20 protein-coding genes and 1 tRNA gene are annotated in these 22,689 nt (G+C 68.8%); 8 read left to right on the forward strand and 13 right to left on the reverse strand.

Annotated features, from left to right (window positions below; translation table 11 throughout):
• Positions 1 to 108 precede the first annotated feature (108 nt).
• From ACIA1L_RS04455 to lanKC, 3 genes are read right to left on the reverse strand one after another with little or no spacing between them, the layout of a single operon-like run.
• Complete coding sequence (locus ACIA1L_RS04455; RefSeq protein WP_396071104.1) at positions 109 to 1,290, reverse strand: benzoate/H(+) symporter BenE family transporter; 1,182 nt, start codon at positions 1,288 to 1,290, stop codon at positions 109 to 111.
• 47 nt (positions 1,291 to 1,337) lie between these two features.
• The gene (locus ACIA1L_RS04460) at positions 1,338 to 2,567 is read right to left on the reverse strand and encodes an MFS transporter (protein ID WP_396071105.1); all 1,230 of its coding nucleotides are present in this window, start codon (positions 2,565 to 2,567) and stop codon (positions 1,338 to 1,340) included.
• Positions 2,564 to 5,248 (reverse strand): class III lanthionine synthetase LanKC, encoded by a 2,685-nt coding sequence (gene lanKC / locus ACIA1L_RS04465; protein WP_396071106.1) that lies wholly within the window; start codon positions 5,246 to 5,248, stop codon positions 2,564 to 2,566. The genes ACIA1L_RS04460 and lanKC overlap by 4 nt, the downstream gene beginning before the upstream one ends.
• Before the next feature lie 365 nt (positions 5,249 to 5,613).
• Here lanKC and ACIA1L_RS04470 point away from each other — a divergent pair, with 365 nt between their 5' ends.
• Positions 5,614 to 6,585, forward strand: a complete 972-nt coding sequence (locus tag ACIA1L_RS04470) for an MsnO8 family LLM class oxidoreductase (RefSeq protein ID WP_396071107.1) — start codon at positions 5,614 to 5,616, stop codon at positions 6,583 to 6,585.
• On the opposite strand, the gene ACIA1L_RS04475 is transcribed toward ACIA1L_RS04470, so the two are convergent.
• Entirely contained in the window at positions 6,536 to 8,635 is a 2,100-nt protein-coding gene (locus ACIA1L_RS04475; RefSeq protein WP_396071108.1) for a BTAD domain-containing putative transcriptional regulator, read from the reverse strand. The two genes, ACIA1L_RS04470 and ACIA1L_RS04475, sit on opposite strands and share 50 nt — an antisense overlap.
• Positions 8,636 to 8,834: 199 nt before the next feature.
• On the opposite strand from ACIA1L_RS04475, the gene ACIA1L_RS04480 reads away from it, so the two are divergent.
• Both ACIA1L_RS04480 and ACIA1L_RS04485 read left to right on the forward strand, forming a co-directional pair.
• Positions 8,835 to 10,109: an NAD(P)/FAD-dependent oxidoreductase gene (locus ACIA1L_RS04480; protein WP_396071109.1), complete on the forward strand. Its 1,275-nt coding sequence runs from the start codon at positions 8,835 to 8,837 to the stop codon at positions 10,107 to 10,109.
• Between the two features lie 71 nt (positions 10,110 to 10,180).
• A tRNA-Ile gene (locus ACIA1L_RS04485) sits at positions 10,181 to 10,254 on the forward strand.
• 273 nt (positions 10,255 to 10,527) lie between these two features.
• Here ACIA1L_RS04485 and ACIA1L_RS04490 read toward each other — a convergent pair.
• The 7 genes from ACIA1L_RS04490 to ACIA1L_RS04520 all read right to left on the reverse strand — a co-directional run bounded on the left by ACIA1L_RS04490 (position 10,528) and on the right by ACIA1L_RS04520 (position 16,458).
• Complete coding sequence (locus tag ACIA1L_RS04490) at positions 10,528 to 11,055, reverse strand: YcxB family protein (RefSeq protein WP_396071110.1); 528 nt, start codon at positions 11,053 to 11,055, stop codon at positions 10,528 to 10,530.
• A 271-nt stretch (positions 11,056 to 11,326) separates the two neighbouring features.
• Positions 11,327 to 13,075: a hypothetical protein gene (locus ACIA1L_RS04495; RefSeq protein WP_396071111.1), complete on the reverse strand. Its 1,749-nt coding sequence runs from the start codon at positions 13,073 to 13,075 to the stop codon at positions 11,327 to 11,329.
• A gap of 361 nt (positions 13,076 to 13,436) precedes the next feature.
• The gene (locus tag ACIA1L_RS04500) at positions 13,437 to 13,679 is read right to left on the reverse strand and encodes a hypothetical protein (RefSeq protein ID WP_396071112.1); all 243 of its coding nucleotides are present in this window, start codon (positions 13,677 to 13,679) and stop codon (positions 13,437 to 13,439) included.
• 127 nt (positions 13,680 to 13,806) lie between these two features.
• The gene (locus ACIA1L_RS04505; protein WP_396071113.1) at positions 13,807 to 14,025 is read right to left on the reverse strand and encodes a type II toxin-antitoxin system HicA family toxin; all 219 of its coding nucleotides are present in this window, start codon (positions 14,023 to 14,025) and stop codon (positions 13,807 to 13,809) included.
• Positions 14,025 to 14,237, reverse strand: coding sequence for a type II toxin-antitoxin system HicB family antitoxin (locus ACIA1L_RS04510; protein WP_396071114.1), 213 nt, complete (start codon positions 14,235 to 14,237; stop codon positions 14,025 to 14,027). The genes ACIA1L_RS04505 and ACIA1L_RS04510 overlap by 1 nt, the downstream gene beginning before the upstream one ends.
• A 641-nt stretch (positions 14,238 to 14,878) precedes the next feature.
• Positions 14,879 to 16,024 (reverse strand): hypothetical protein, encoded by a 1,146-nt coding sequence (locus ACIA1L_RS04515; RefSeq protein ID WP_396071115.1) that lies wholly within the window; start codon positions 16,022 to 16,024, stop codon positions 14,879 to 14,881.
• Positions 16,025 to 16,158: 134 nt separating this feature from the next.
• Positions 16,159 to 16,458, reverse strand: coding sequence for an NUDIX domain-containing protein (locus ACIA1L_RS04520; RefSeq protein WP_396071116.1), 300 nt, complete (start codon positions 16,456 to 16,458; stop codon positions 16,159 to 16,161).
• Positions 16,459 to 16,597: 139 nt separating this feature from the next.
• Here ACIA1L_RS04520 and ACIA1L_RS04525 point away from each other — a divergent pair, with 139 nt between their 5' ends.
• Positions 16,598 to 16,756: a hypothetical protein gene (locus ACIA1L_RS04525; RefSeq protein WP_396071117.1), complete on the forward strand. Its 159-nt coding sequence runs from the start codon at positions 16,598 to 16,600 to the stop codon at positions 16,754 to 16,756.
• A 558-nt stretch (positions 16,757 to 17,314) separates the two neighbouring features.
• On the opposite strand, the gene ACIA1L_RS04530 is transcribed toward ACIA1L_RS04525, so the two are convergent.
• Positions 17,315 to 18,388, reverse strand: coding sequence for an FG-GAP repeat domain-containing protein (locus tag ACIA1L_RS04530; RefSeq protein ID WP_396071118.1), 1,074 nt, complete (start codon positions 18,386 to 18,388; stop codon positions 17,315 to 17,317).
• 284 nt (positions 18,389 to 18,672) lie between these two features.
• Between ACIA1L_RS04530 and ACIA1L_RS04535 the strand changes: the two genes are divergently transcribed.
• The 4 genes from ACIA1L_RS04535 (at position 18,673) to ACIA1L_RS04550 (ending at position 21,998) form a co-directional block, all read left to right on the forward strand.
• The gene (locus tag ACIA1L_RS04535; protein WP_396071119.1) at positions 18,673 to 19,077 is read left to right on the forward strand and encodes a hypothetical protein; all 405 of its coding nucleotides are present in this window, start codon (positions 18,673 to 18,675) and stop codon (positions 19,075 to 19,077) included.
• A complete protein-coding gene (locus ACIA1L_RS04540; RefSeq protein WP_396071120.1) occupies positions 19,077 to 20,408 on the forward strand; it encodes a hypothetical protein in 1,332 nt (443 codons plus the stop codon). Before ACIA1L_RS04535 ends, ACIA1L_RS04540 begins: the two co-directional genes overlap by 1 nt.
• Complete coding sequence (mycP, locus tag ACIA1L_RS04545; protein WP_396071121.1) at positions 20,405 to 21,517, forward strand: type VII secretion-associated serine protease mycosin; 1,113 nt, start codon at positions 20,405 to 20,407, stop codon at positions 21,515 to 21,517. The genes ACIA1L_RS04540 and mycP overlap by 4 nt, the downstream gene beginning before the upstream one ends.
• Before the next feature lie 91 nt (positions 21,518 to 21,608).
• Positions 21,609 to 21,998 (forward strand): HPF/RaiA family ribosome-associated protein, encoded by a 390-nt coding sequence (locus ACIA1L_RS04550; protein ID WP_396071122.1) that lies wholly within the window; start codon positions 21,609 to 21,611, stop codon positions 21,996 to 21,998.
• Between the two features lie 137 nt (positions 21,999 to 22,135).
• Here the strand turns inward: ACIA1L_RS04550 and ACIA1L_RS04555 are convergent, their stop codons facing one another.
• Complete coding sequence (locus ACIA1L_RS04555; RefSeq protein ID WP_396071123.1) at positions 22,136 to 22,678, reverse strand: dihydrofolate reductase family protein; 543 nt, start codon at positions 22,676 to 22,678, stop codon at positions 22,136 to 22,138.
• Positions 22,679 to 22,689 lie beyond the last annotated feature (11 nt).

Here is a 22,689-nt window from a genome sequence, read left to right on the forward strand (position 1 = left end):
GTGGCCCCTTCGACTCCGGCGCGCGGCGTCGCACGCGGAATATCATGATGACCGTCTATATACGCTGCCCGAGCTGATCTTGCAATGATCACGCTCGATGAGTGTGGCTCAGCGGCGGCGGGTGACCAGGGCGGTCAGGACCCCGGCGAGCAGTCCCCAGAAGGCCGAACCGATGCCGAGCAAGGTCACCCCGGACGCGGTAGCCAGGAACGTCACCAGGGCCGGTTCGCGCCAGCGTTCGTCACCCAGCGCCGAAGCCAGCGAGCCGCCGATCGTGCCGAGCAGCCCCAATCCGGCGACGGCCAGGACCAGGAATGCGGGCAGCGCGGTGAGCAGCGCCGCCACCGTCGCGCCGAAGAGGCCCACGATCAGGTAGAACGAGCCAGCCCAGACGGCTGCCAGGTAACGCCGGTCGCGGTCGGGGTGGGCCTCCTCGCCGGTGCAGATCGCCGCAGTGATCGCGGCGAGGTTGAGGCCGAAGCAGCCGAACGGCGCCAGGACCAGGTTGACGCCGCCGGTCCAGCCGATCAGCGGAGAGACCGGAACCTGGTAGCCGGCGTTGCGCAGGACCGCGACACCCGGCAGGTTCTGGGAGGCCATCGTGACGACGAACAACGGCAGACCGACACTGACGATGACCTGCCAGTCGAACTGCGGCACGGTGAGGACCGGCGCAGCCACGGCCAGGCGTACGGCGTCCGGCCGCAGCGAACCGTCGAGGGCGGCCGCCGCCACACCCACGGCGAGCGCGACGAGCACCGCGTAGCGGGGAAGCCAGCGTCGGCTCGCCAGGTAGGCGAGGAACATAGGCAGCACCACGACCAGGTCGTCGTCGAGCGCGCCGAACAGCCCGGTCCCGAACTGGACGAGCACTCCCGCGAGCAGCCCGGCGGCCAGCGGCACCGGGACCCGGTCCATCACCCGCTCGAACCAGCCGGTCAGTCCGCTGAGGGTGATCAGCAACGCCGACACTCCGAAGGCGCCGATCGCCTGCCCCATGGTGGCCCCGTCCAGGCCGGTCACCATCAGCGCGGCCCCGGGCGTCGACCAGGCGGTGACCACCGGCGCCCGATAACGCAGCGACAGGCCGATGCAGGTCACGCCCATGCCGACGCCGAGCGCCAGCATCCACGAGGCGATCTGTCCGGGCGTGCCACCCGCGGCCTCCGCGGCGGCGAACACGATGGCTGCTGAACTGGTCACCCCGACCAACACGGCGACCAGCCCCGCTGTCACCGCGGACGGCGGCGCCACCCGACCGAGGGCCTTGGCCCGCAGCCCGGCGTTCACTCGGAGCGGCTTGCGGTGAGCAGGGGAAACGGCGGCACGCGGTGACTCTACTGGGGATGAGCCGCCGGCACGGGAGCCGTCCCGATCGTCAGTGCCGCCGCCGATACCGCCACCACCAGTCCCGCCGCCGCGAACAATGCCGCCACGATGCCGAACGCCCAGCCCGCACCGGCTGTGTCGAGGACGGCTCCGGCCAGCAGCGGCGCGATCGGCGGCAGTGCCGAGGTGAGGAACGACGTCGTGCCGGACATCCGCCCGTAGACGTCGGCCGGGACGATGAGCATCCGGGCCGTCTCGGTCGCGGCCCCGGCAACCGGCTGCAGGAGCAGGACCGCGGCCAGCGCGACGATCGCGGCCACCGGCCCGCCGAGCAGCGCGGCACCGAGGGTGGTCACCAGCCGGACACCGACGACGACCAGCAGCAGCGCGGGCAGTCCGAGCGCGCGGTGCAGCCGCGGCGCCACCATCGAACCCACCATCGCGGCGATCGCGCCGACGCTCAGCGCGGTGCCGATGGCCGCCCCGCCCGACGCGGCGCCCGGCCCGAGGATGAGGGCGAACAGCACCATCGAGACCGCGAAGTTCGTGATGATTCCGTACGCGGTCAGCGCCCGCAGGAACGGCATCTCCCACACCAGGCGGAACCCGTACCCGAACCCGGACCGCGGCCCGGTGTCCGGCGGCGGTGCCACGGCGGCGGGTCGCAGGCTGCCCACGCAGCACAACGAGACCGCGTACGAGACCGCGTCCACCACCAGCGGGATGCTGCGTCCGAGGTGGAACAGTCCACCGCCGACGGCCGGCCCGGCCAGTGCGGCGAGCTGCCCGCGTACCTGGTTGGCAGCCACGGCGGTGGGCAGCTGCTCAGCGGGGAGCAGGGCACGCAACAGCTTGCTCGCCGCGGGCCGGAATCCGAGCATCGCCAGTGCTGACACGACCGCACACCCGGCGAGGAGCTCCAGCGACAGGTAGCCGGCGGTCACGCCCACGGCCAGCACGACAGACACGACGAGCCGTACCGCGTCGCAGGCCAGCATCAGCCGCCGGGGCGCGACGCGGTCCGCGAGGTGACCCATGGGCACCGCCCCGAGCCAGGACGTCAGGTAGCTGACCGTGCCGAGCAGCCCGGCCTGGGTGAGGGAGCCGGTCACCGCGATCGCGATCATCGGGGTCGCCACGAACGCCACGGCACTGCCGAACTCCGAGGTGAACTGACCGAGCCACAGCAGCCGGAAGTCGCGGCTCCCGCGCAGCACGGCGACCGACCGCAGCCTCACGGCAACAGTTCGTCGACGACGAAGGTGGTGTTGGTCCGGGTGCCCGGTCGGGCCTTCCGCAGCCGGTCCAGGAACAACGCGACGCCGGTCGAGCCGGTCGCCAGGTCGGTGGTCTCGCGCAGTGCCTGCTCGCCGGGGAAGACCAGGCCCTCGGGCCGGTCCACCCGGTCCAGCAGGACGCCGGCCGCCGCCCGGCGCGCCTCGTCCAGCCACCGTTGCTCGCCCAGCAACTCACCGGCGTCGAGCAGCACGGTGCCCATCCCCGCAAGCCCGTGGAACAGCTGCGGGAAAACGACGTACTTGCGGCACGAGTCGGCGAGCAGCTGCGGTACGACCCGGCGCAGCTCGTCGTCCGGCCGCGCCACCAGATAGCGCAGAGCGGTCGTGGACACCCCCGCCGTGCCCTCGTCCCAGTAGTTGCGCAGGACCTGGTCGTCCCGGTCGGCGTAGCGCGGGAAGACCCACAGCCGGTCGTCGTGCAGGACACCCTGGCGCAGGTCATGGGCCAACGCCGCGCGACCGAGGTCGTACCACTTCTCCGCACCGGTAGCGAGGTGCAGATAGAGCAGGAACAGCGCGATGCCCGCGCCGCCGTACGCGTACCCGACCCGAGTCCGGCCTTCCTGATCCGGCCAGTGCACTGTGGATCCGTCGCGGATGCAGGCGGCTTCCAGCGCCGCGCCGGCGGCACGGGCGTCGGCCATCAGCCGGTCGTCGCCGAGCCGCTCGGCCAGCCGCAGGCACGCCATGCCGTACCCGGCCGTGCCGTGCAGCACGTCGTGGGTGGTGAACCGCAGGGGATGGCTCCGGGCCTGGTCCATCAGCGCGGCGGCGGTGGCACTGTGGCCCAGTTCGTCGAGCACCCAGGCGATTCCGGCCTGCCCGTTGTAGAGGCCGGGCGGGCACGCCGCCGGACCCGCTTCCCGCTGCAGCGCCCACGCCAGCAGGCGTTCCGGCACCGCGCCGGTGAGGTGCCACAGGCCGTGCAGGACGCCGTACGCGCCCCAGGCCACGCCCAGCGGATTCGACTCGTACACCATCGGGTGCGCGGGAAAGAGCCGGTCGGTGCGGTCCGGATCGGCGGTGCCGGTGAGGTAGCGCACCGCCTCCGTCACCGCGGCGGCCAGCTCGTCATCGTCCGGGCCATCGGCAGCCGTCGCCGGCCGGGCCAGCGGCACCGGTTCGCGCCAGGGCAGGTGGTCGTCGAAGGACAGCGCGTCGAGGCGCCGCACCACGTCCGCGGCTACCGGGCTGGCGTCCGGGTCCATCAGGTCGGCGATCAGCCGCCCGAGATCCGCGGGCAGGGCCAGGTCCGCGGTCAGCGTACGCAGATAGCGGTCCAGCGCCGGCCGATGCAATCCGATGGTGCTGGTCGCCAGCTTGATCCCACCCAGCATGAGGCCGCCGAACGCGTGCCAGTCGCCCGCCCGGTCGGCTCGTCCGGTGGCGACCTGCCGCGGGCTCGACAGGCCCGACGTGTGCACCCCGAGGTGTGCGTCGACGTCCTCGCGGACCGCCGCCTCGAGGTCGATGAGCCGGATCCGTTCGGTGCCGGGATTGACCATCACGTTGGTGTGTGACAGGTCGCCGAGCAGGATGCCCCGCTCGTGCGCGGCGGCGATGACCTCGGCGAGTTGCCGCCACACGTCCCGCAGCGCCCCGTAGTAGCGGATCCACAACTCCGGCGCGAAGTCCAACTTGTACAACGGGTTGTGCCGGATGCAGAACTGGCCGTACGTCTGCGGATCCAGCCGCTCCTCGACCAGGAACGCGTGGCCGCCCTCGGTGAAGTGTGCGACAGCCGGCACCACGAGGCCGGTGTCCGCCAACGCGAGGATCAGGTGGTGTTCCTTGCACAACACGTCGTCCGCGGGCTGGGGCGGGCGGCCCACCACGACGCCGGGCCGGGCCTCCTTGAGCACCACGTCGGCACCGGTCTCGGAATCGGTGCCGAGATAGACCCCGCCGCGATTGCTGAAGGTGATGGCGCTCCGCACCTCGAAGCGGCCCCCGAGCAGCCCGTCATCGGTGTTTTCCGCGGCTTCCGGGAACGGGTCCTCGACCCACGCGGGCGGACTCCAGTACGGCTTGCGCTGATCCGGCACCAGCGCACCACCCGGCTCCCGGATCATCAGGCTGCGCGTGCCATCGGGCCGTAGCCGCGAGACGCCGGTGAAGCCGCCGTAGCGGTAGTACACCGCTGTCGAGCCGGGCCACCGTCGGTCCGACAGGATGTAGGGGCCGCCGCCGTACTCGGCCAGGGCTTCGGCGAGGGCCGCACCGACCGTACGGAAGGAATCGTCGGTGTCGGGATAGACGGTGAGAAACTTGCCGCTCGCCGTGCGCGCACCGAGCTTGCCGTTCGTGTAGTCGACCGCGGTGGGATCGAGCAGGAACTTGAACAGCGTGCCTGTGTCCCGCAGGATCGGCAACGCCGCGCGCAGCACCCGCACACTGTGCTCGCTGGTCGTGGAAACGTGCAGCTTCCAGCCCTGACCAGGCAGCTCGACGCCGGCGCGATCGGCGATGAACCAGAGGCCGCGGCGGCGCAGAGTCCAGCCCGGCGGCATGGCGGACCGGAACTCGGCGAGATGTTCGGGGCCGGGCCGGTACCGCCCCAGCGGCTCGAACCACCGGTGGTGGGCCCAGGTGAACGGTTGCAGTGACTCCCACGATTGCATGGCGGCCTCTCCTCGTACGCGTCGTCGACAGTGACAGGCCCCGGCATGGGATCGCCGGGGCCTGTCACAGCTCATCCGAGACGTCAGCCGTTGCAGCTGCCGGTGTCGCAGGACGAGACGCTCCACGACTCCAGCTCCGGGATGCCGGAATCGGTGTCGAGCTCCTGCAGCTTCAGAACCTTGGACATGCGAGTGCTCCTTCATCTGTGCGGTGCTCACGTGGTTGGTCACGTGCTGCCATCGACGCTAGGAAGCGGCCTTCCGGTGATCTGTGGGTCCGCTGTCGGTTCCCGCCGAAAGCCCACCGAAATACCGGCGACCTAGCGTGGGCAGCGAGAAGCATTGGTAGTGAAGGGAAGCCCGTGATGCGGTTGTCGGTTCTGGAGTCCACGGCGGCCCCGCAAGGGCAGCTTGCCTACGACGCTCTACAACAGTCCATAGTGGTGGCTCGGGCGGCCGAGTTCGCCGGCTACCACCGGATCTGGGTCACCGAGCATCACGCGGAGCCGACCATCGCCAGCAGCGCACCCGCCGTACTGATCGCCGCACTCGCCGCCCGGACCGCAACGATCCGGGTCGGGGCCGGCGGGGTCATGCTCGTCAACCACCCCCCGCTGGTGGTCGCCGAACAGTTCGCCACCCTGGAGGCGCTGCACCCGGGCCGGATCGACCTCGGCGTCGGCGCGGCCGCCGGCGTGTCCAGCACGTCGGCGGCGGTCCGGGAGGCACTGGGTTCGGCTGACCGGGTTCCGGCCGCGCACCCGGCACGGCTCGACGAACTGATCGGATTCGTTCGCGCAGACCTTCCGGCGGACCATCCGTTCCGCACGGTCGAGGTGGCACCCCGGGTGCGGCCGGTGCCGGTGTTCGTGCTGGGCAGCAGCGTGCGCGGGGCCGAGCTGGCCGCCGCGCGGGGCCTGCCGTTCGCCTTCGCCCACCACCTCGGCGCCACCCGGCCCGAGCCGGTGCTGGCGCGGTACCGCTCAAAATTCCGGGGCATCGGGTCGTCGCCGCAGGCGTACGCCATCATCTCGGTGGCCGTGCTCTGCGCGGAGAGCGACCGCGCCGCCGAGCGGCTGGCTGGTCAGGTCATCGCCGGCTACGGCAACCGGCGCCGCGGCACCGACCCCGGCGGTGTCGGATCGCTGATCGTCGGAGGCCCGCAGACCGTGGCGGACCGGCTGAGCGCGCTGGCCGAGACCACCGGCGCCGACGAGGTGATGGTCGCCCCGATCGAACGCGACGGCCCCGGCCGGGTCCGGACACTGCGGCAGATCGCCGACGGCTTCATCGGGTACGCGGCAGCTGCCCGGTCCCGCCCGGCGGGCGTGGCATAGGCGCCGCCGGCAGATCCAGCTCCCGCATCCGCCGCACGTACGTCTGGTGCTGCCGGGTGGCCTCCCCGTGCCGGCCGGCGGCCTGCAACACCGCGATCAACCGCAGCGCACTGTCCTCGTCGTAGGGATCATGCCGCAACAGCCGGGACCACGCGCCCACCGCGCCGTCCACATCCTCCGCCTGCTCACCGGCGGCGCCCAACGCCCGCAACGTCGCCAGGAACATGGTGTGCGCCTCATCGCGCAGCGGCAGCACCGCTTCCAGGTCCGGCTCGTCGTCCAGCACATCCCCGGTGTAGGCCGCATCCGCCGCCGCCAACAGCATCCGCGCCTCCCCGGCCCGGCCGGCCCGTTGCGCGGCGATCCCGGCGGCCGCGATCTGCAGGAACACGTCCACGTCCACCGGCAGGGCATCCGGTCGGTAGGCAACCCCCGCCGCCCCTGCCACGAGAAATCGGTCCGGCGGAAACTTCCGGTCCGGGTCCAGCACCGTACGCAGAATGGACAGCGCGATGGACAACCGGTTGCCGACCTTGCTCTCGCCCGGCCACAGGGCCGCGCCGATCGCGTCCCGGGTCATCGGGCGGCCACGCCGGGCGATCAGCAGCTTCAACACATCCCGCGCTTTGCGGCTCTGCCAGGCCGTTGCCGGCAACACCTCGCCGCGGTGCAGGACCGCAAAGGACCCCAGCATCCGTACGCTCACCGCATTGTCGGAGACCCGCGGGCCATGCGCCAGCGACCGGGTCCCCGCAGCCGGGTCGATCTCCAGTGCGCGCAGCCGGTACTCGGCGACGACCCGCGCCGCCGTCGCCGCCGCTCCGGTGCCGAGCCGTGCCCGGGCGTACGCGATCCGGGCGCTGCCCAGCGGATCGCCGATGTCGCCCCACACCCGCTCCGCGTCCGCCAGCAGCCGATCCGGTTCGTCGGTCCGCTGCCGCTCGGCCAGTGCCCACCGTGACATGGCGGCGAGCTCCAGGCCGTCGGCCAGCCCGGCCGGATCACGCCCCGCCCGGCCCAGCGCGATCGCCTTGTCCGCGTGCTCCCGCGCGACAGCCGGATCGGTGGCACAGACGGCCCAACCCACCGCGGCGTTCGCGGACGCCTCGGTCAGTGCTGTCGACTCGGCGACCGCCCGTGCCGCCGCCTGCCCGGCCGCCACCGGCTCGCCGGTCGCCGCGAGCACCCGGGCGAGCCCGCACAACGCCGGCACCAGCGAATGCGGTAATCCCGAGGCCCGGGCGACCAGCGCCGCCTCCTCGTACGCGGCGCGCGCCTGCGGCAGCGCCCCCCGTACCTCGTGACATTCCCCCAGCCCGGTCAGCGGATAGGCGACGATGCTGCTGCCGATTCGCTGCAGCGTGGTCCGGGCCGTGTGGAACTGCTCGCGAGCCGCACCCAGCCGCCCGGCCCGCAGCAGCGCACTTGCCCGGTTGTGCTGGGCCAGTCCCACCATCGCCGGGTGTGCGCCCTCGGTCGGCAACGCCTCGTCCAGCTCGGCGAGAGCGCCCGCCAGATCGCCTTCCTCCAGCCGCTGTGACGACCGGTTCGCACGGATCCGCAGCACCAACGTGGCATCCCCGGACCGCTCAGCGGCCGTCAACGCCAGCGCATAGTGCCGGTCGTTGCCCCGGCGGTCGCCCTCCGCGGCGGCCAGCAAGGCCAGCATGGTGTGCGCGGTAGCCAACGCCCGCGGATCGGCGCAGGCCTGTGCCAGCTCGTACGCCAGGTCCGCGTCGTGCCGGCACCCCGCGTTGTCGCCCTGCGCCCACCGGACGCACGCCGACCACCCGGCGACCAGCGCCCGATCCGCCGGCCGATCCGCACCCCCCGTGGGGACCCGGCGCAGCACCGCGCCGGCCGCCCGTAGATCACCCTGCAGATAGAGCACCATCGCCGCCGGCCAAGCCGCCGCCGCGGACAACACCCCCGAACACCCGGCCACCTGCCAGGCCCGGTCGATCGCGTCCTCCCACGCCCCCGCCTCGATCCGATGCCGCACCGGCACCTGCTCCGGCGCGCAGCTCGCGAGGATGGTCGGTCCGCTCATCAGTTCCTCCGGGCTCGTAGGTGGCCGCCCCATGTCGTGGGAACCGTAATGATCAACTCGGTCGAGGCACAGCGGGCAAGATTGGGATCTTGACAACGGCTCAGCCACCGGCTCCACCGCTCCTTGCTTCTTTCGCTGCCGACCACGGTGTCCACCGCTAGGCTGAGGTCTGCGTTGTTTGTCCTCCTGTGAGGTGCCCGTGTCGCAGCCGCTAGAGGTGGACGTCGTCATCGTTGGCGGCGGTCTCGCCGGGCTCGCCGCTGCCCGACGGTTAGACCGGGCCGGCGTCGAATGGCTACTCGTCGAAGGCTCCGACCGCATCGGCGGCCGAGTAGCCACCGACGTCATCGACGGCTGGCGGCTCGACCGCGGCTTCCAGGTGCTCAACACCGCCTACCCCCGGGTCCCCGCCCTCGCCGACCTCGACGCCCTGGACATGCGCTACTTCACGCCCGGCGTCCTCGTCCGCCGCGCCGGCCAGCTGCACCGCCTCGAAAACCCCCTGCGCGACCCGGCAGCCGCCGGTCAAACCCTGAGCAGCGGCGTCGGCTCCCTCTCCGACCGCCTCAAATTCGCGGCCCTCGCCACCCGCTGCGCCACCTACGCCCCCGAACGACTGCTCGAAGCCCCCGAAATGAGCACCCAGGAAGCCCTGCGCAAAGCCGGACTGTCCCACCGCATCATCGAAGAAGTCCTGCGCCCCTTCCTGTCCGGAGTCTTCGCCGACCGCGCCCTGGACACGTCAAGCCACGTATTCGCCATGGTCCTGCGCTCCTTCGCCCGCGGAAGAATCGGTGTCCCCGCCAACGGCATGGCCATGCTGCCCGCGGCCATCGCCGGACCACTGCCGTACCCACAGCTGTTAGTCAACGCCCGCGCCCTCGCCGTAGCCCCTGGCCGAGTAGTCACCGACGGCGGCGAAGTCCGCTGCCGCGCCGTGATCGTCGCCACCGACCCGGTCACCGCCTCCGCGCTGCTCCCCGCCCTGCCCCGCCCCGACATGCGCGGCCTCACCACCTACTACTTCGGCGCCCCCCACGCACCCATCGACGAACCCACCCTGATCCTCGACGGCGACCGCCGCGAGATCGTCGCCAACACCGTCGTCCTCTCCAACGCTGCCCCCGAGTACGCCCCCGCCGGAAAATCCCTGATCGCCGCCTCCACGGTCGGCGTCGCCGCCCCCTCCGGCGCATCCGAAACGGTGCTCCGAGTCGAACTGGCGCGGCTCTACGGCGTACCCACCGACGACTGGGACCTGATCAGCGTGATCCCGATCCCCCACGCCCTCCCCGCGGCACCCGCCCCCCAAGGCCGCCTCCGCAAACCGGTATCCCTCGGCGACGGCCTCTTCGTCGCCGGCGACCACCGCGACAGCCCCTCCATCCAAGGCGCCCTCGCCGGCGGCTGGCGCACCGCCGGCGCAGTCCTCTTCTCCCTCGGCGCCATGGCAGGAGCAGCACGGCGTTCCTGAGCGGCGCATCGTTGCGTGAGGGAGATCGCTAGCTTGCGCTGGACGCCGCGGGATAGGATCGCCGCCGGTACGGGGCGGTAGCTCAGTGGGTTAGAGCAGGGGACTCATAATCCCTCGGTCGCGGGTTCGAGTCCCGCCCGCCCCACGAGTGGACGGGTGGAGTGTGTCCGCGGAAAGCGCGGACCGGATCCACTCGTCATATCTGCTCCGGGGGGCTCAGCCTCCGGGGACCCCACGGTGCCGCGGCTGCGCGTTGCTGGTGCGGATCGCCTGGCGCCACGTCCGACCCACTCACCATCAGGTAAACGACTTGGTCCATCGAAGGTTATGGGTCGAGATCGGACCTATCTGGGCAGGCCGCGTTCGAACGGGACCCGGCGGGCACCGCACCGCTCCGTCTCAGCCGTGCGTGTGGCGGCTACGCACGTACGAGGAAGTTCTGGAACAGGTAGCGCAGGTACTGCACCTGCGCCGGGTCGGTCAGGCTCCGTTTCGGCAGCGGGATGACGATCGCCTTGGCGGCGGCGAGTCCGATGAGGAAGTGTTCATCCGTTTCTCGGATCGGCCCGATCGCCGCCCAACTGTGCGTGACGGAGCTGCCGCCCTGGGTGAAGCTGATGCCCGCGGCGGGGTCGATCCGAGCATGCGCAGGAGCGCGGACGGTGGGGTTGGTCCGCCAGGCCGCTTCCAGGAACAGAGCGGGCAGCACCGGGGGGAGCCCCACCCCCAGGACCACCATCGCGAGGGTTCCGAACGGCATATCGAACCGGCCGGTGACCAGCCCCAGCAGGATCATGACGCACAGGCACAGGCCCAGGAGGCAGACGACGACGACCCAGAGAACTTTGCGTGCGGGCGTGACCAGGGCAGCACGCATGGCAGCCCGGTAATCGGCCTTCTGTGGTTGCCAGGCCATCTCCACGATGACGCCGGGTGCCGTGTGCATGCGTTCTCCGATCACTGACTAGGGGTCTGCCCTGGATCGGGGTGCACGACCTCCAACGATCCGCGCGATGGTGCACCGCCAGCGAGGCATCGACATCAGCAAGATCCACGACAGCCTAGGCCTGCTCGTCAACGCCCGCCGGACTGGTCTACGTCCAGGTGACGGACGCCGCAATCGCCTGCCGATCACCTCGGCTTCGCCAGCGTGCGGTGAAAGCGAACCTCGAACAACGGAAAGTCGGGACTCGGGTCGGGCAGCCCAGCCCAGCAGCTCACGCCGATGCGATCTTGCCCTCCAGGACGAAGGACAGGACGTCGGTACGGGCGTCGTTGACCTTGCCGTAGGTCTTCAGCCTGGCGGGTACCTGCTTGTCGTACACATCGCCGAACAAGACCGGGAGCTCTTTGACCGTTCTCAGGTATCCACGAGCGGCGAAGTCGAAGCCTGCCTTGCTCTCCTTGATCTTCGCGGTGCCACCCTTGATCTCAGCGGCCAGGGCGAGCAGCTCCGCGTCCGGGGCGTTCCGAGCCTCCGCCTCGGCTACCTTGTTCTGGAAACCGGCAACCTCTGCCTGGAAGCCGGCAAGCTCGCGCTCACCCTGCGCGGTGGCTGCCGCGTACTCCTGGAGCTGCTTCATCCGGCGTTCGATCTTGAGGGCATAGTCGGCGTAGGTCGAGTTCACCGACTTCTTCAAGCCGTCGAGTGCCACCTGACAACGCGCGGCGGCCGCGTCGAGCTTCGCTTTGCGGTCGTCGAGGCCGTTGTCCTTCCCGACGAGGAGACCCGAACACTGCTGCGAACTTTCCGAGAACAGCGATGTGTACGCCGGGTACGACTCGACGAGGCCTTTGAAGAAGGTGACCTCGGCGTCGTAGTCGCGCTTGAGCAGTTCGATGGCGGTGCCGATTTCCTCGTCACCCGACACAGGGTCTTCGGCCAAGGCGTTGCTGGCGGCTGAGGCCTTCTGCTCGGCCGTTTTGAATGCCTCGTACTCCGGGCTTGCCTTCTGGGAGGCCGCCTCCGGCGATTTCTGTTCGTTGTAGGCGGCTTTGTACGCGGCCAGATACTTGTTCACTGCGGGCGCCAACGCTGCGCGGGCAGCTTTGAGCTCGCCGATCTTGACGTCCTTGGTGGCCTGGTAGTCCGGTCGCCCTCCGTCCTTCTTCGGCCCTGCAGTCGCGACAAGGGGTTTGAGCGCCGCGCCGAACGCTTCGTTGGCACTGTTGGCGTCATTGACGAGCTTGGCGTACAAAGTCTTCTCTGTCGTTTCGTACCTCGTCTGGATGACCTTCAGGTCTTCGTTCACATCGAGCAAAGTGAGCAGCGCCGTGATGTTCGCGGCCGTCTGCCGGGCGCCTTCTCCACCGATGGCCTTCTCGAAGGAAACGCGCCGCTTCTGCACGAGGCCTTCGACATCCGTCAGCAACGTCGTGGCCGTAGGGCTGCTGGACTGCTTCGCGGCGGCAAGCGCTGCCAGGCAGCTGTCGGCGGCCTGGGTGTAGTCGGTGGCGAAGCTCTTCTTGGCGAAGTTCACCTGCGCAAGCTTGGCGCACGGACCGGCTACCGATTCGGTGACGTTCGCTGCATCGATCCGGTACTGCGCGTAGTAGTCGACGACTGCGCCGTAGCGCTGCTTGAACGTGGTGAACGCGTCCTTGACTGCCGGGTCGCCGAGTGCGGCGACCGAGGTCTCCATGTACTGCAGGCGTCCAGTGTTGACGAGACGCTCTCGTTCCATCACGTCGGCGACGCCTGCCTTGATGGCAGCCGTCTCGGCAGGAGGACGTTCTTCGGCAAAGGCGGTGCCGTACTCGATGGAGAATCGATCGGTTACCGGGCTGTAGATATTCATGGACATGTCGAGCGCTCGCCGCTCGGCGTCGAGTTGCGGGGGGTTCGCCAGGACGACTGGCCGGGGCTCCGCTGAATCGGACTGCCGAAGCTTGACGGCGACCAAGCCGCCCCCAACGACCAGCACGACGGCGGCCGCGATGATCCAGCTCTTCTTTATCTGCTTCATGACAAGTCTCCCGAGGTGTCCCTTTTGCCGTCATGCCGAGCTCCGGCGCGGATGGCAGCAGTGACCCAACATAGCGGCGGCGGAGCTCACCGGCCGGGTTCAGCGAGATCACGATCGGGCGCGTCGCGCGGACGGCGTTACCTGTCTGTGCGACTCCGAGCCGGTGGTGAGCTAGTCGGTTCATGCGCTGACGGCCGGAGCGCCATGTCCGCAGCGCGGCGCGGGTGGGCATGACGCAGCACGCGCCGATGCCGTGGATTGAGAATTCCATGTAGATGCCAGTCGCTGTCCGGGTGGAAGCTCGCCCATTCGGCGGCCTGAGCGACGCGCCCGGCTAGTCCAGTCGTGATCGCGAAACGAGCTAGATTGTGGCCACCACCAGGCCGCCCGGTACTCCAGCGATGAATCCGAATGTACGGTCAGACGTCAGCGAAGTCGCGTCATCGAGGAATCCGAAAGCTACACCAGTGCGGCTGTCGCGAATACGCAGCTTATCGCAGCGGTGGAAGCAGGTGGTCAGCGTCTTCCGCGTTTCTTCGGGCCGGTGGAGAAAGTCGTGCTCGAAGCGTTGTGATGCAACGTCTGAAAGCGCATCGACGGTCATGTCCGCGAGAGTAAGGGTCGCGTTCCAGCGGAAACCGCGTCGGCGGGATGTGCGGGAGCGTTTACCTCTTGATCGTGCTGCTAGCCCGGCCTCCGAGCGAGCGCGTCCGTCCTGGGAGAGGGCGAGATCAGAGGGCGAGTTGGTCGATCGTCATGCTGACGTCGTTGAGGATGCCGCGCAGGGTTCCTTTGGCGACGTCGCGGTTGCCGTGCACCGGAACCGTGGTTCCACGTCCGTCTGAGTGTCGCATGATGTGGTGACTGCCGGTCACTCTTGCGACCTTGAAGCCATGCCGCTCCAACGCGCGGACGACTCGGGTGCCGGAAACGGATGGAAGCGGAGGCATCAGGCCGCGACGGTGATGGAGAGTTCGCGGGGTACGCCGAACTCCTCAATGAGGCCGGTCAGCGCATCGCGGAGATCCTCGAGTGCGGCTTCCTCGGTGTCGCCCTCCCCGTGCGCCCCCAGGCCAGGGCGCAGTTGGGCGTGGGCACACCACACGCCGTCTTCGTCGCGCTCCACGACGACCGGCACCGTTATCGTGCGAGATTCGGCCATGTAGCCACCCTAGCGCGGTTCGGTGATCAGAGGTCTGCCTACTCCTGCAGCGTTCTTCTGCCCCGTGAGCTGGTCAAACGTACCGGCAGCGGGTCGATTGCGACGACGATCAGGTGGTTCGCATGGTGCAACGTCCGCTTCAGGAGTGGATGGGTGGAGTGTTTCCGCGAAAGCGCGGACCGGATCCACTCGTTATGTCTGCTCCGGGGCCGAGCACCCGGAAACCCCACGGGTGAACGACGTTGCCCATTGAAGGTGATGACTCGGGCGGGATCGGCGGAGCAGTAAGGTGCAGCAGTAGCCGTCATCCGAGCCGCTGAACCCTTGGCGCGATCATTGCTCCGAAGGCCACGACAGCGCACGCTGCGGCACCCATATCGCTGATTTTGACCTTGGCGCTGGTCGCCGCGATACCCCGTCCTGTGCCTAGCTTTGAGTGCCCGACTGGTATGGCTGCGTGCCCGCCTCTGACCCTGGAATATCGAGCTTCGGCAGCACCGAGGGGGCTGCCGCTGTGACGCTGCGACGTCCCGGCCCGGTGATCGCTTACGGGGAGAACTCGGGCGCCGAGCATGAGGGGCAGGCGTCGCGAACGATGAGGCGCCCCGGAAACCGGGGCGCCTCCATAGTGCCGGACGGGATCAGGTGAGGGCGCCGCCGAGGCTGGACCAGGCGGTCCAGGAGTTGCTGCCCGTGCTGGTCTGGCGGCGGGTCCAGAGCGCGTTGTCAGTGCCGCGGACGAACACCTGCAGGCGACCGTTGCTGGTCTGGGCGCCCGCCAGCTCGTTCGTCAGGCCGCCGCCGAGGCTGGTCCAGACGTTCCAGGTGCCGTTCGGCCGTTGGTAGCGGTACCAGAGCGCGTTGTCGGTGCCCCGGGCGAAGACCTGAAGGCGACCGTTGCTGTTGCGCCATACGGCCGGGTTGCTGCTCAGGCCGCCGGCGAGGCTGGTCCAGGTGGTCCAGGTGCCGCTGCCTGCGAAGCTCTGGCGGCGGGTCCAGAGGGCGTTGTCGGTGCCGCGGGCGAAGACGTGCAGGCGGCTGCTGCCGTCGAGGGAGACCGCGGTGTCGCTGGTGAGGCCGCCGCCGAGGCTGGTCCAGGTGGTCCAGGAGTTGCCGCCCAGAACCTTCTGGCGGCGGGTCCAGAGCGCGTTGTCGGTGCCGCGGGCGAAGACGTGCAGTCGGCCGTACACATCCAGCGAAGCGCTTGTCTCGCCGTTGAGGCCGCCGCTCAGGCTGCTCCACGGGGTCCACGATCCGCTGCCGGCAAAGGCCTGGCGCCGCATCCAGAGTGCGTGGTCGGTGCCTTCGGCGAAGACCACCAGGCGGCCGAGCGCGTCGCGGGTCACTGTCGGATTGCTGACCAGGCCGCCGCCGAGGCTGCTCCATGCCGTGTACGCGGAATTGCCCGCCGTGACCTGGCGTCGCGTCCACAGGGCGTTGTCGGTGCCGCGGGCGAAGACCTGGAGCCGTCCGTTGGTGTTGGTGCCGGCGCGTGGTGCTCCGGCGAGGCCGCCGCCGAGGCTGGTCCAGCCGGACCAGGTGGCGCTGCCTGCGCCGGTCTGGCGTTGTCGCCATAGTCCGTTGTCGGTGCCGCGGGCATAGGCTTCCAAGCGGCCGTTGCTGTTGCGTGCCACGGATATCGCCGCGGTGCCGGTCGGTGCGAGGGCGACGGCGCCGACGTCCGCGGGTGCCGCGTGTGACGGCGAGGTGAGCAGCGGTGTGACGGTCACTGCTGCGGCTGCCGCGACGAGGATGCGACGGCTCAATGGCATTTGTACGGTGGGCATGGCGTACTCCTCACGCACTGCACGAATGGGACAAATGGAGCCTAGGCCGGTTGCCGGCAGCGGATCGGCGAAGCTTCCTCAACCGCCGCTTTGGACTAGGGCGGTTGACCGAAACGGCAGGTGCGCGGTGCCGTTCAGCCGAGCTCGACGTAGCGCGGGACGCCCTCGGCGCGGGCCGGCAGTGCCGCTGTCATCAGCGGTGCCCCGATCGGCGGAAACAGGCCCAGCTCTTCGCGAACTTCCCGGATGCAGGCAGCCCGAGGCGACTCGCCCGCATCGACAGCGCCGCCGGGCAAGTTCCAGAATTTCTTGTACGCCGGATCCACGAGCAGCATCCGGTCGGCGTCGTCAAAAAGATCGCCCCAGACGAGACCAGCGGGTGCGCGGTCGCAGGCGGAAGAGATCTCTCCGGGACTCGCGCTGTGCTGATTCAAGGACGTAGCCGGCTCCCACGGGGGGAGGAGTCGGCTACATCGATAACGAACTATACGCATGCGGTGCTGTGGGGGCTATGCCCCGGCCGGCATCGGGCACCCCCGTGCTGCCGATGCCGGCCGGTCCCGCCATCGCGATGTGAAGGCCAGTTCCGGCGATCATCAACTGACGTTCATCAATGCCATGGGATGCGACCAGCATGGCATCTGTCCACAAGGATGGGTGGAGGTCGGCTTCGGCCGGATCGACAACGAGATGGCGCGACATCGCCGCGTCATCATCGAAATAGAAAGTTAACTATGGGTCAGGGTCGCGGCCTTTCGCCCTTCTCGCAGGGCTCGGCATACTGAAAACTTCGTGGCCCCCGTCAGCCGTCGAAGGGCGCCATTCCCGACTGCTCCGGCACATTGCCTCGTCGCGAAACGTCCGCGCAGCCCTCAGTGGTGCGGTGCTCGCGGTACGGGCGGTCCGGCTGCCCCGGCGTGGGCGGGCGGCCGGACCGCAACCGTCGTTCTTCCGTGCTTGCCGGTCAGCGGTGTCATGCGGTGACCCCGGGCCGGAATGCGGAGCGGCACATCCGCATTCCGGCCCGGCTCCATCCACCCCGGCAGCAATCCTGTTCGAGCGGCCTCTCCGCCAGCCGTCGTTGGGGCTGACGGTCGGTTGAGGCTGGCGGTGACTCGGAGCCGGCGGTCGCTTGGAGCCGGCCGGTTCCGGGCGGTTCCGGCCGGCTCCGGCCGGTTCCGGGCGGCTCCGGGCGGCGGTTGGCTCAGGCGGCGGGCGGCACGGCGCGGGAATGCCGATGGTCGGCGGCGCCGTTGCGGCGTCGCCGACCATCGGGCCGGAGGCTGGAGGTCACCAGAGAATTCCGGGCTGGGGCAGTTCCGTGCCAGCGCAGAAGTAGTTGTGCCACTTGATGCCGGTGCCGACGAATGAGGAGCCGGTAGACCGTGCCACGTAGGCATCGGCTGCGGCGCCGCGAGTGAAGGTCACGATGTCGTCGCGGCCGTCGCCGGTGAAGTCGCCCGTACCCGGGATCTCCGCGCCCGCAGCGAAGTAGTTGTGCCACTTGACGCCGGTGCCGACGAACGAGGAACCGTTGGACAGCGCGACATAGGCGTCGGCTGCGGCGCCGCGGGTGAAGGTCACGATGTCGTCCTTGCCGTCCTTGTTGAAGTCACCGACGGTGGGAAGCTCGGTGCCGGCCGCGAAGTAGTTGTGCCATTTCCAGCCCGTACCGATGAAGGAAGAGCCGTTGGAGACGGCGACGTAGACGTCGGCTGCGGCGCCGCGGGTGAAGGTGGCGATGTCGTCGCGCCCGTCACCGTTGAAGTCGCCAACGGCCGGAAGCTCACTGCCGGCGGCGAAATAGTTGTGCCATTTGACGCCGGTGCCGACGAACGACGAGCCGTTCGAGAGGGCGACGTAGACGTCGGCTGCGGCGCCGCGGGTGAAGGTGGCGATGTCGTCGCGCCCGTCACCGTTGAAGTCACCGACAGCCGGGATCTCCGAGCCGGCGGCGAAGTAGTTGTGCCATTTCCAGCCCGTACCGATGAAGGAAGAGCCGTTGGAAAGGGCGACGTAGACGTCGGCTGCGGCGCCGCGGGTGAAGGTGGCGATGTCATCGCGGCCATCCCCGTTGAAATCTCCCACTAGCGGTGTCTCTGTTCCCGCCGCGAAGTAGTTGTGCCATTTCACGCCGGTGCCGACAAACGCGGAACCGTTCGAGAGCGCGACGTAGACGTCGGCGGCCGCACCCCGCGTAAATGTCACCACATCGTCACGCCCATCACCGTTGAAGTCGCCAGCAACCCCACTGAACCCACCCCCGACCGGCGGCGCCGCCGAGACGACGGTGGCAGGTGCCTGGACGAGCAGCGTGACGGCGGCGACCGCCGGAAGGATCAGAAGGCGCGTAGTCGAAAACATGGTTCTCCCCGTTCTGCCGAGCACTGGAAGGCGAACTGTCGAGGAAAAACTAGCGCCGACCTGGGCAAATATGGTTATTCAGTCCGGTAGCTGTCTAACCCCGAGCAAAACCCCGCCAGCCCCCACGCAGGCGTACGCTAGGAGGCCGTTTTCCCCGCCCCAATGTCTGACGTCTGAACGTTTCCCACCCGCCGTACGTGTGAGAAGCGGCAGCGACCGCGACGGGCACACATGCGCGGTCATCGATCGATATGCTGTGGTGTCGCGGCGACGGGGAGGGCGAAATGCCAGAGGGCATCCAGATAGACACCGACGGTGTCGGCGAGTTCGCAAAGACCATGCACGCGGACACGAAGGGCTACATCTCGGCCGCCAACCGAGGTATCGACCTCCACGGCCACGGCGTCGTCTTCGGCACCAAGATCGACAGCGACATCGTCCGCGCCGCCAAGGAGCGCTACGGGCTGGCCCTCGAAAACACCGAGGCCAACTTGCGGGTCTATCGCTTCATGGCGGAGGCCTTCGCAGAAGTCGCCGAGGCAGTCGCCCGCGACTTCGCAGGCGCTGACCTGTCGTCTGCCACCGTTCAGAAACAGATCGACGGGATCCTGCAAGACGCAATGACCGGCATCGCCAAGATGCAAGCCGAGGCTGACCTCGGCAAGCGGCAGTCCGAAGGGGTGGCGTGATGGCTGGCAACTGGGAAGCCCACAGCCTCCCTTCGATCTGGGCCATGATCGAGCAGGAAAACGCCTGCACCGGCGCCGACCGCGTCCTCTCCTGGGATGGTCTCGCCCACGACGTCCGCACCCAGCACCGTCGCCTCCTGCAAGCCCGGGAAGCACTAGCCGCGGTGTGGCCCCCAGAGCGGAACACATCCGCCCAGAACTTTCTTGGCGTCATGGACTCGCTGGCGCAGTCGATGAACGAAACTCTGACCCGCTCCGAGGATACCCGCGCGGGCTTGCGCGGCGTCTTCGACGCCCTTTCAGAGGCCCAGGCCGAGATTCGCCCCTTGGTCGATTTTCGTGCCGAAGCCAGCGACGACTTCATCCCGCGATGGCTGGACGGCGCCGAAGACGAGTACGACGAGAAGGCTCGCGCCGCCATGCGCAAAGCCGAAGCGGCGATCGGAGACTACAGTGCCCAGATCGAAGCCCCGGCGCTTTTTCTCGCCAACCCGGAACGCACTGGAGGTGTCGAGATTGAAGGCGGCGGCGGGGCGGGGACTCAACGAGCTGTAGCGGGTGGGGGCGGTCCCAGTCCGATTCTCCCTGAAGGATTGACCGCCAAACCGATCCCTGTTCCCATTCCGCATGATCCACCGCTCGTTCCATCCAGCTCGGGTGGAGCCGGCGCTGGGTTGGCAACCTCGATGCCCGGCAACAGTCTCGGTCTTGCAGGCGCCCTTCCTGTCGCCCCACCAACGGCGGTGGCACCCCCGATCGGTACGCCGCCCCCGGTCGGAGGAAGCGCTGGCCTGCCAGGTGGAGTTATCGGCGCGAGCGGTTTCTTCGGCCTTACTCCGGGCACCGGAACCAGCGGCGTCGGCGGTGGATTTGCTGGTGGGCTACCGGGGCAATCGGGCGGACGCCCCGCGGCCGCCGGCCGACAGGTGCCGGTGCGCACCGCCATACCGTCGGGCGCAGTCATTGGCGGCAATCCTGCGGGGCTGAGGCCGGGTGGGAACGGCGTTATTTCGATGCCTGGCGTGAATGGTGTGGGAGCAAGGCCAGGTTCGGGCGGTGTGGTGCCCAAGCCGCAGTCGAATGGCTCGGTACAGAGGCCGAGTGTGAACGGTCCCGGGGTAAGGCAGGGCGGCATCGCCAACGGGGGACAGGGGATTATGCCCATGTCTGGTGCCAGCCGGGGCCGGCAGGCTGATGCAGAAGGTTCGCTGATCAGCGGAAGCGCGGACCAGACGTGGGATGTCCAAGAGGGAGTCGCACCGGTTATTGAACCCAGTCGTGATTTGGGAAACCACCACCCGGGTCCAGGTGTGATCGGGATGAACCGGTGACCTTCGTGACTGGTGGAGGTCGCGTCTTTGCCGCCGCTTTGATCGCTCTGGGGATCGTGGCTTCATGGTCTGCCCCAGCTGCAGCAGCGGATGAAATCCGGGGAAAGCAGTGGCATCTGTCTGCTTTGCGAGTCGGCGACGCTCATCAGATCACACAGGGTGACGGATTGACCGTGGCGGTGATCGATAGTGGTGTAGCACGACACCAGGACCTGACTAATGCGGTACTTGCCGGCGGAGACCTTGTCAATCCTGATGGCGGCGATGGTCGGAGTGACTCCAGCGGTCACGGCACATCGATGGCCGGAGTCATCGTCGGTAGAGGGCACGGTGCGGATAACGGGGTCCTCGGTCTGGCGCCCGCCGCCAAGATTTTGCCGATACGCATTGCGACCAACTCGTTCAACAGTAGTAAGCAGTTGGCAGACGCTATTTCCATGGCGGTTGCACGTGGTGCGAGAGTCATCAACATGTCGATCGGCGGCGGGGACGATGAACCCATTCGTGCGGCAATCCGGGCGGCTCAGGCAGCCGATGTCGTCCTGGTCGCGGCCAGCGGCAACCGAGGTGACTATGGCGACAACTACCCCGGCAAATATCCGGAGGTGCTGACTGTCGGTGCGGTCGACCGATCCGGGAAGGTCGCTGACTTTTCTGTCACTGGCCCACAGGTGGATCTTGTCGCTCCGGGTGTCGACATAGTTACTACTGGAAACACGGAAACCGGATATGTCAGAGGCAAGGGCACCAGTCATGCGACGGCTGTCGTTAGTGGGGCGGCGGCGTTGATTCGGGCTCGGTTTCCGGAGATGAGTGCGGCTGAGGTGGTGCATCGGTTGACGGCTACGGCGGTGGATGCCGGGGCTGAGGGGCGGGATGACGTCTACGGCTATGGGCGGCTGGATCTGATGGCGGCGTTGACGGCTGAGGTGCCGCCGGCCCCGCCCACCGTGGTCCCGAGCGCGTCGACGCAGCCGGTGCAGGTCGAGGCGGGAGGGGGCCGTACCCCGGTGAAGCGGGTTAGTCCGCTTGTTATTGCAGGTGGGGCGGCTTTGGTTGTGCTGTTGATCGGTGGGGGAGTGGTGGCTCTCCTGGTGCGGCGGCGTTAGGGCGGATACCTCAAGTGGCGGATTGAGGTGGATTCCCGGTGGATTGCGGGTAAGGAGTGGATCACCTAGTTCGCTTCGAGAGGAGACGCGGATGAGCGTCGTGGCAGATCCGGCTACCGTTGAGCAGTGCCTGCGGGCGGGGGCGGGGTTTTCGCAGGGTGATCGCAACTGGATTGCCGAGCAGTTCGCCACGCTTGATGCTCGGCTGGCGGGGTTCCATGCGGAGACCACCGAGTTGGAGGTTTCCGTGAAGGACCGGGAGGCTCGGGGGCAGAAGGTCACGCTGGAGTGCTGGATTGCGGGGCGGCAGAAGATTGTGACGACCTCCGGTGAGGAGGATCTGCACGCGGCCCTCAATGATGTGCGGGATGATCTTCGGCGGCGGTTGGATGATTCGAAGACGCGGCAGGAGCCGCGGCACAACCGGCATCTGCGGACCGGCCTGACCGACCTGCCGCAGGACGCGGAACCAGAGGTCTGACGGACGCAGTGCCCAGGGTCTGACGGACGCAGTGCCCAGGGTCTGACGGACGCAGTGCCCAGGGTCTGACGGACGCGGAGACCACAGGGTCTGACGGACGCGGAGACCACAGGTCTGACGGGCGCAGAACCCAGGGTCTACCGCAGGACGCGGAACCAGAGGTCTGACGAGTGGGGCACCTCCGCGGTGCGGATGCGTTCCAGCCGCGTGGGGGTGCCCGACTCCTCGTCGTGGAGCCGGGTGCCGCCGCCCAGCAGGACTGGGGCGATGCAGACCAGGATTTCGTCGAGGAGACCTGCGGCGAGGCATTGGCGGGCCACGTCGGCACCCAACACGTTGACGTACTTGTCGCCCGCGGCTTCCCGGGCCAGGTTTACCGCGGTGATCAGGTCGGTGGCGAAGGTGACGCCGGGCCACGGTGCGGACGGCCGGTGATGGGTCAGCACCACCTGCGGCCCCGACCAGGCTCCGCCGAACGCCTGCCCTTCGGCGGGTGTGTCGCGGTACGGGTCGTCGCCGCGGAACGTGCGGTTGCCGGCGAGGATGGCGCCCACGTTGGCGCTGAGGTCGTCGACTAGTGGATCGGGTCCCAGGTAGGACGTCAGCCACGACATGTCGCCGCCGGGGGCGGTGATATAGCCGTCGAGGGACATGGTGGCCGAGTACAGCAGTGTCGCCATCGGACCATGAG

Origin of the sequence: Actinoplanes sp. NPDC051859 (genome assembly GCF_044452725.1) — a bacterium.
Lineage (GTDB): Bacteria > Actinomycetota > Actinomycetes > Mycobacteriales > Micromonosporaceae > Actinoplanes.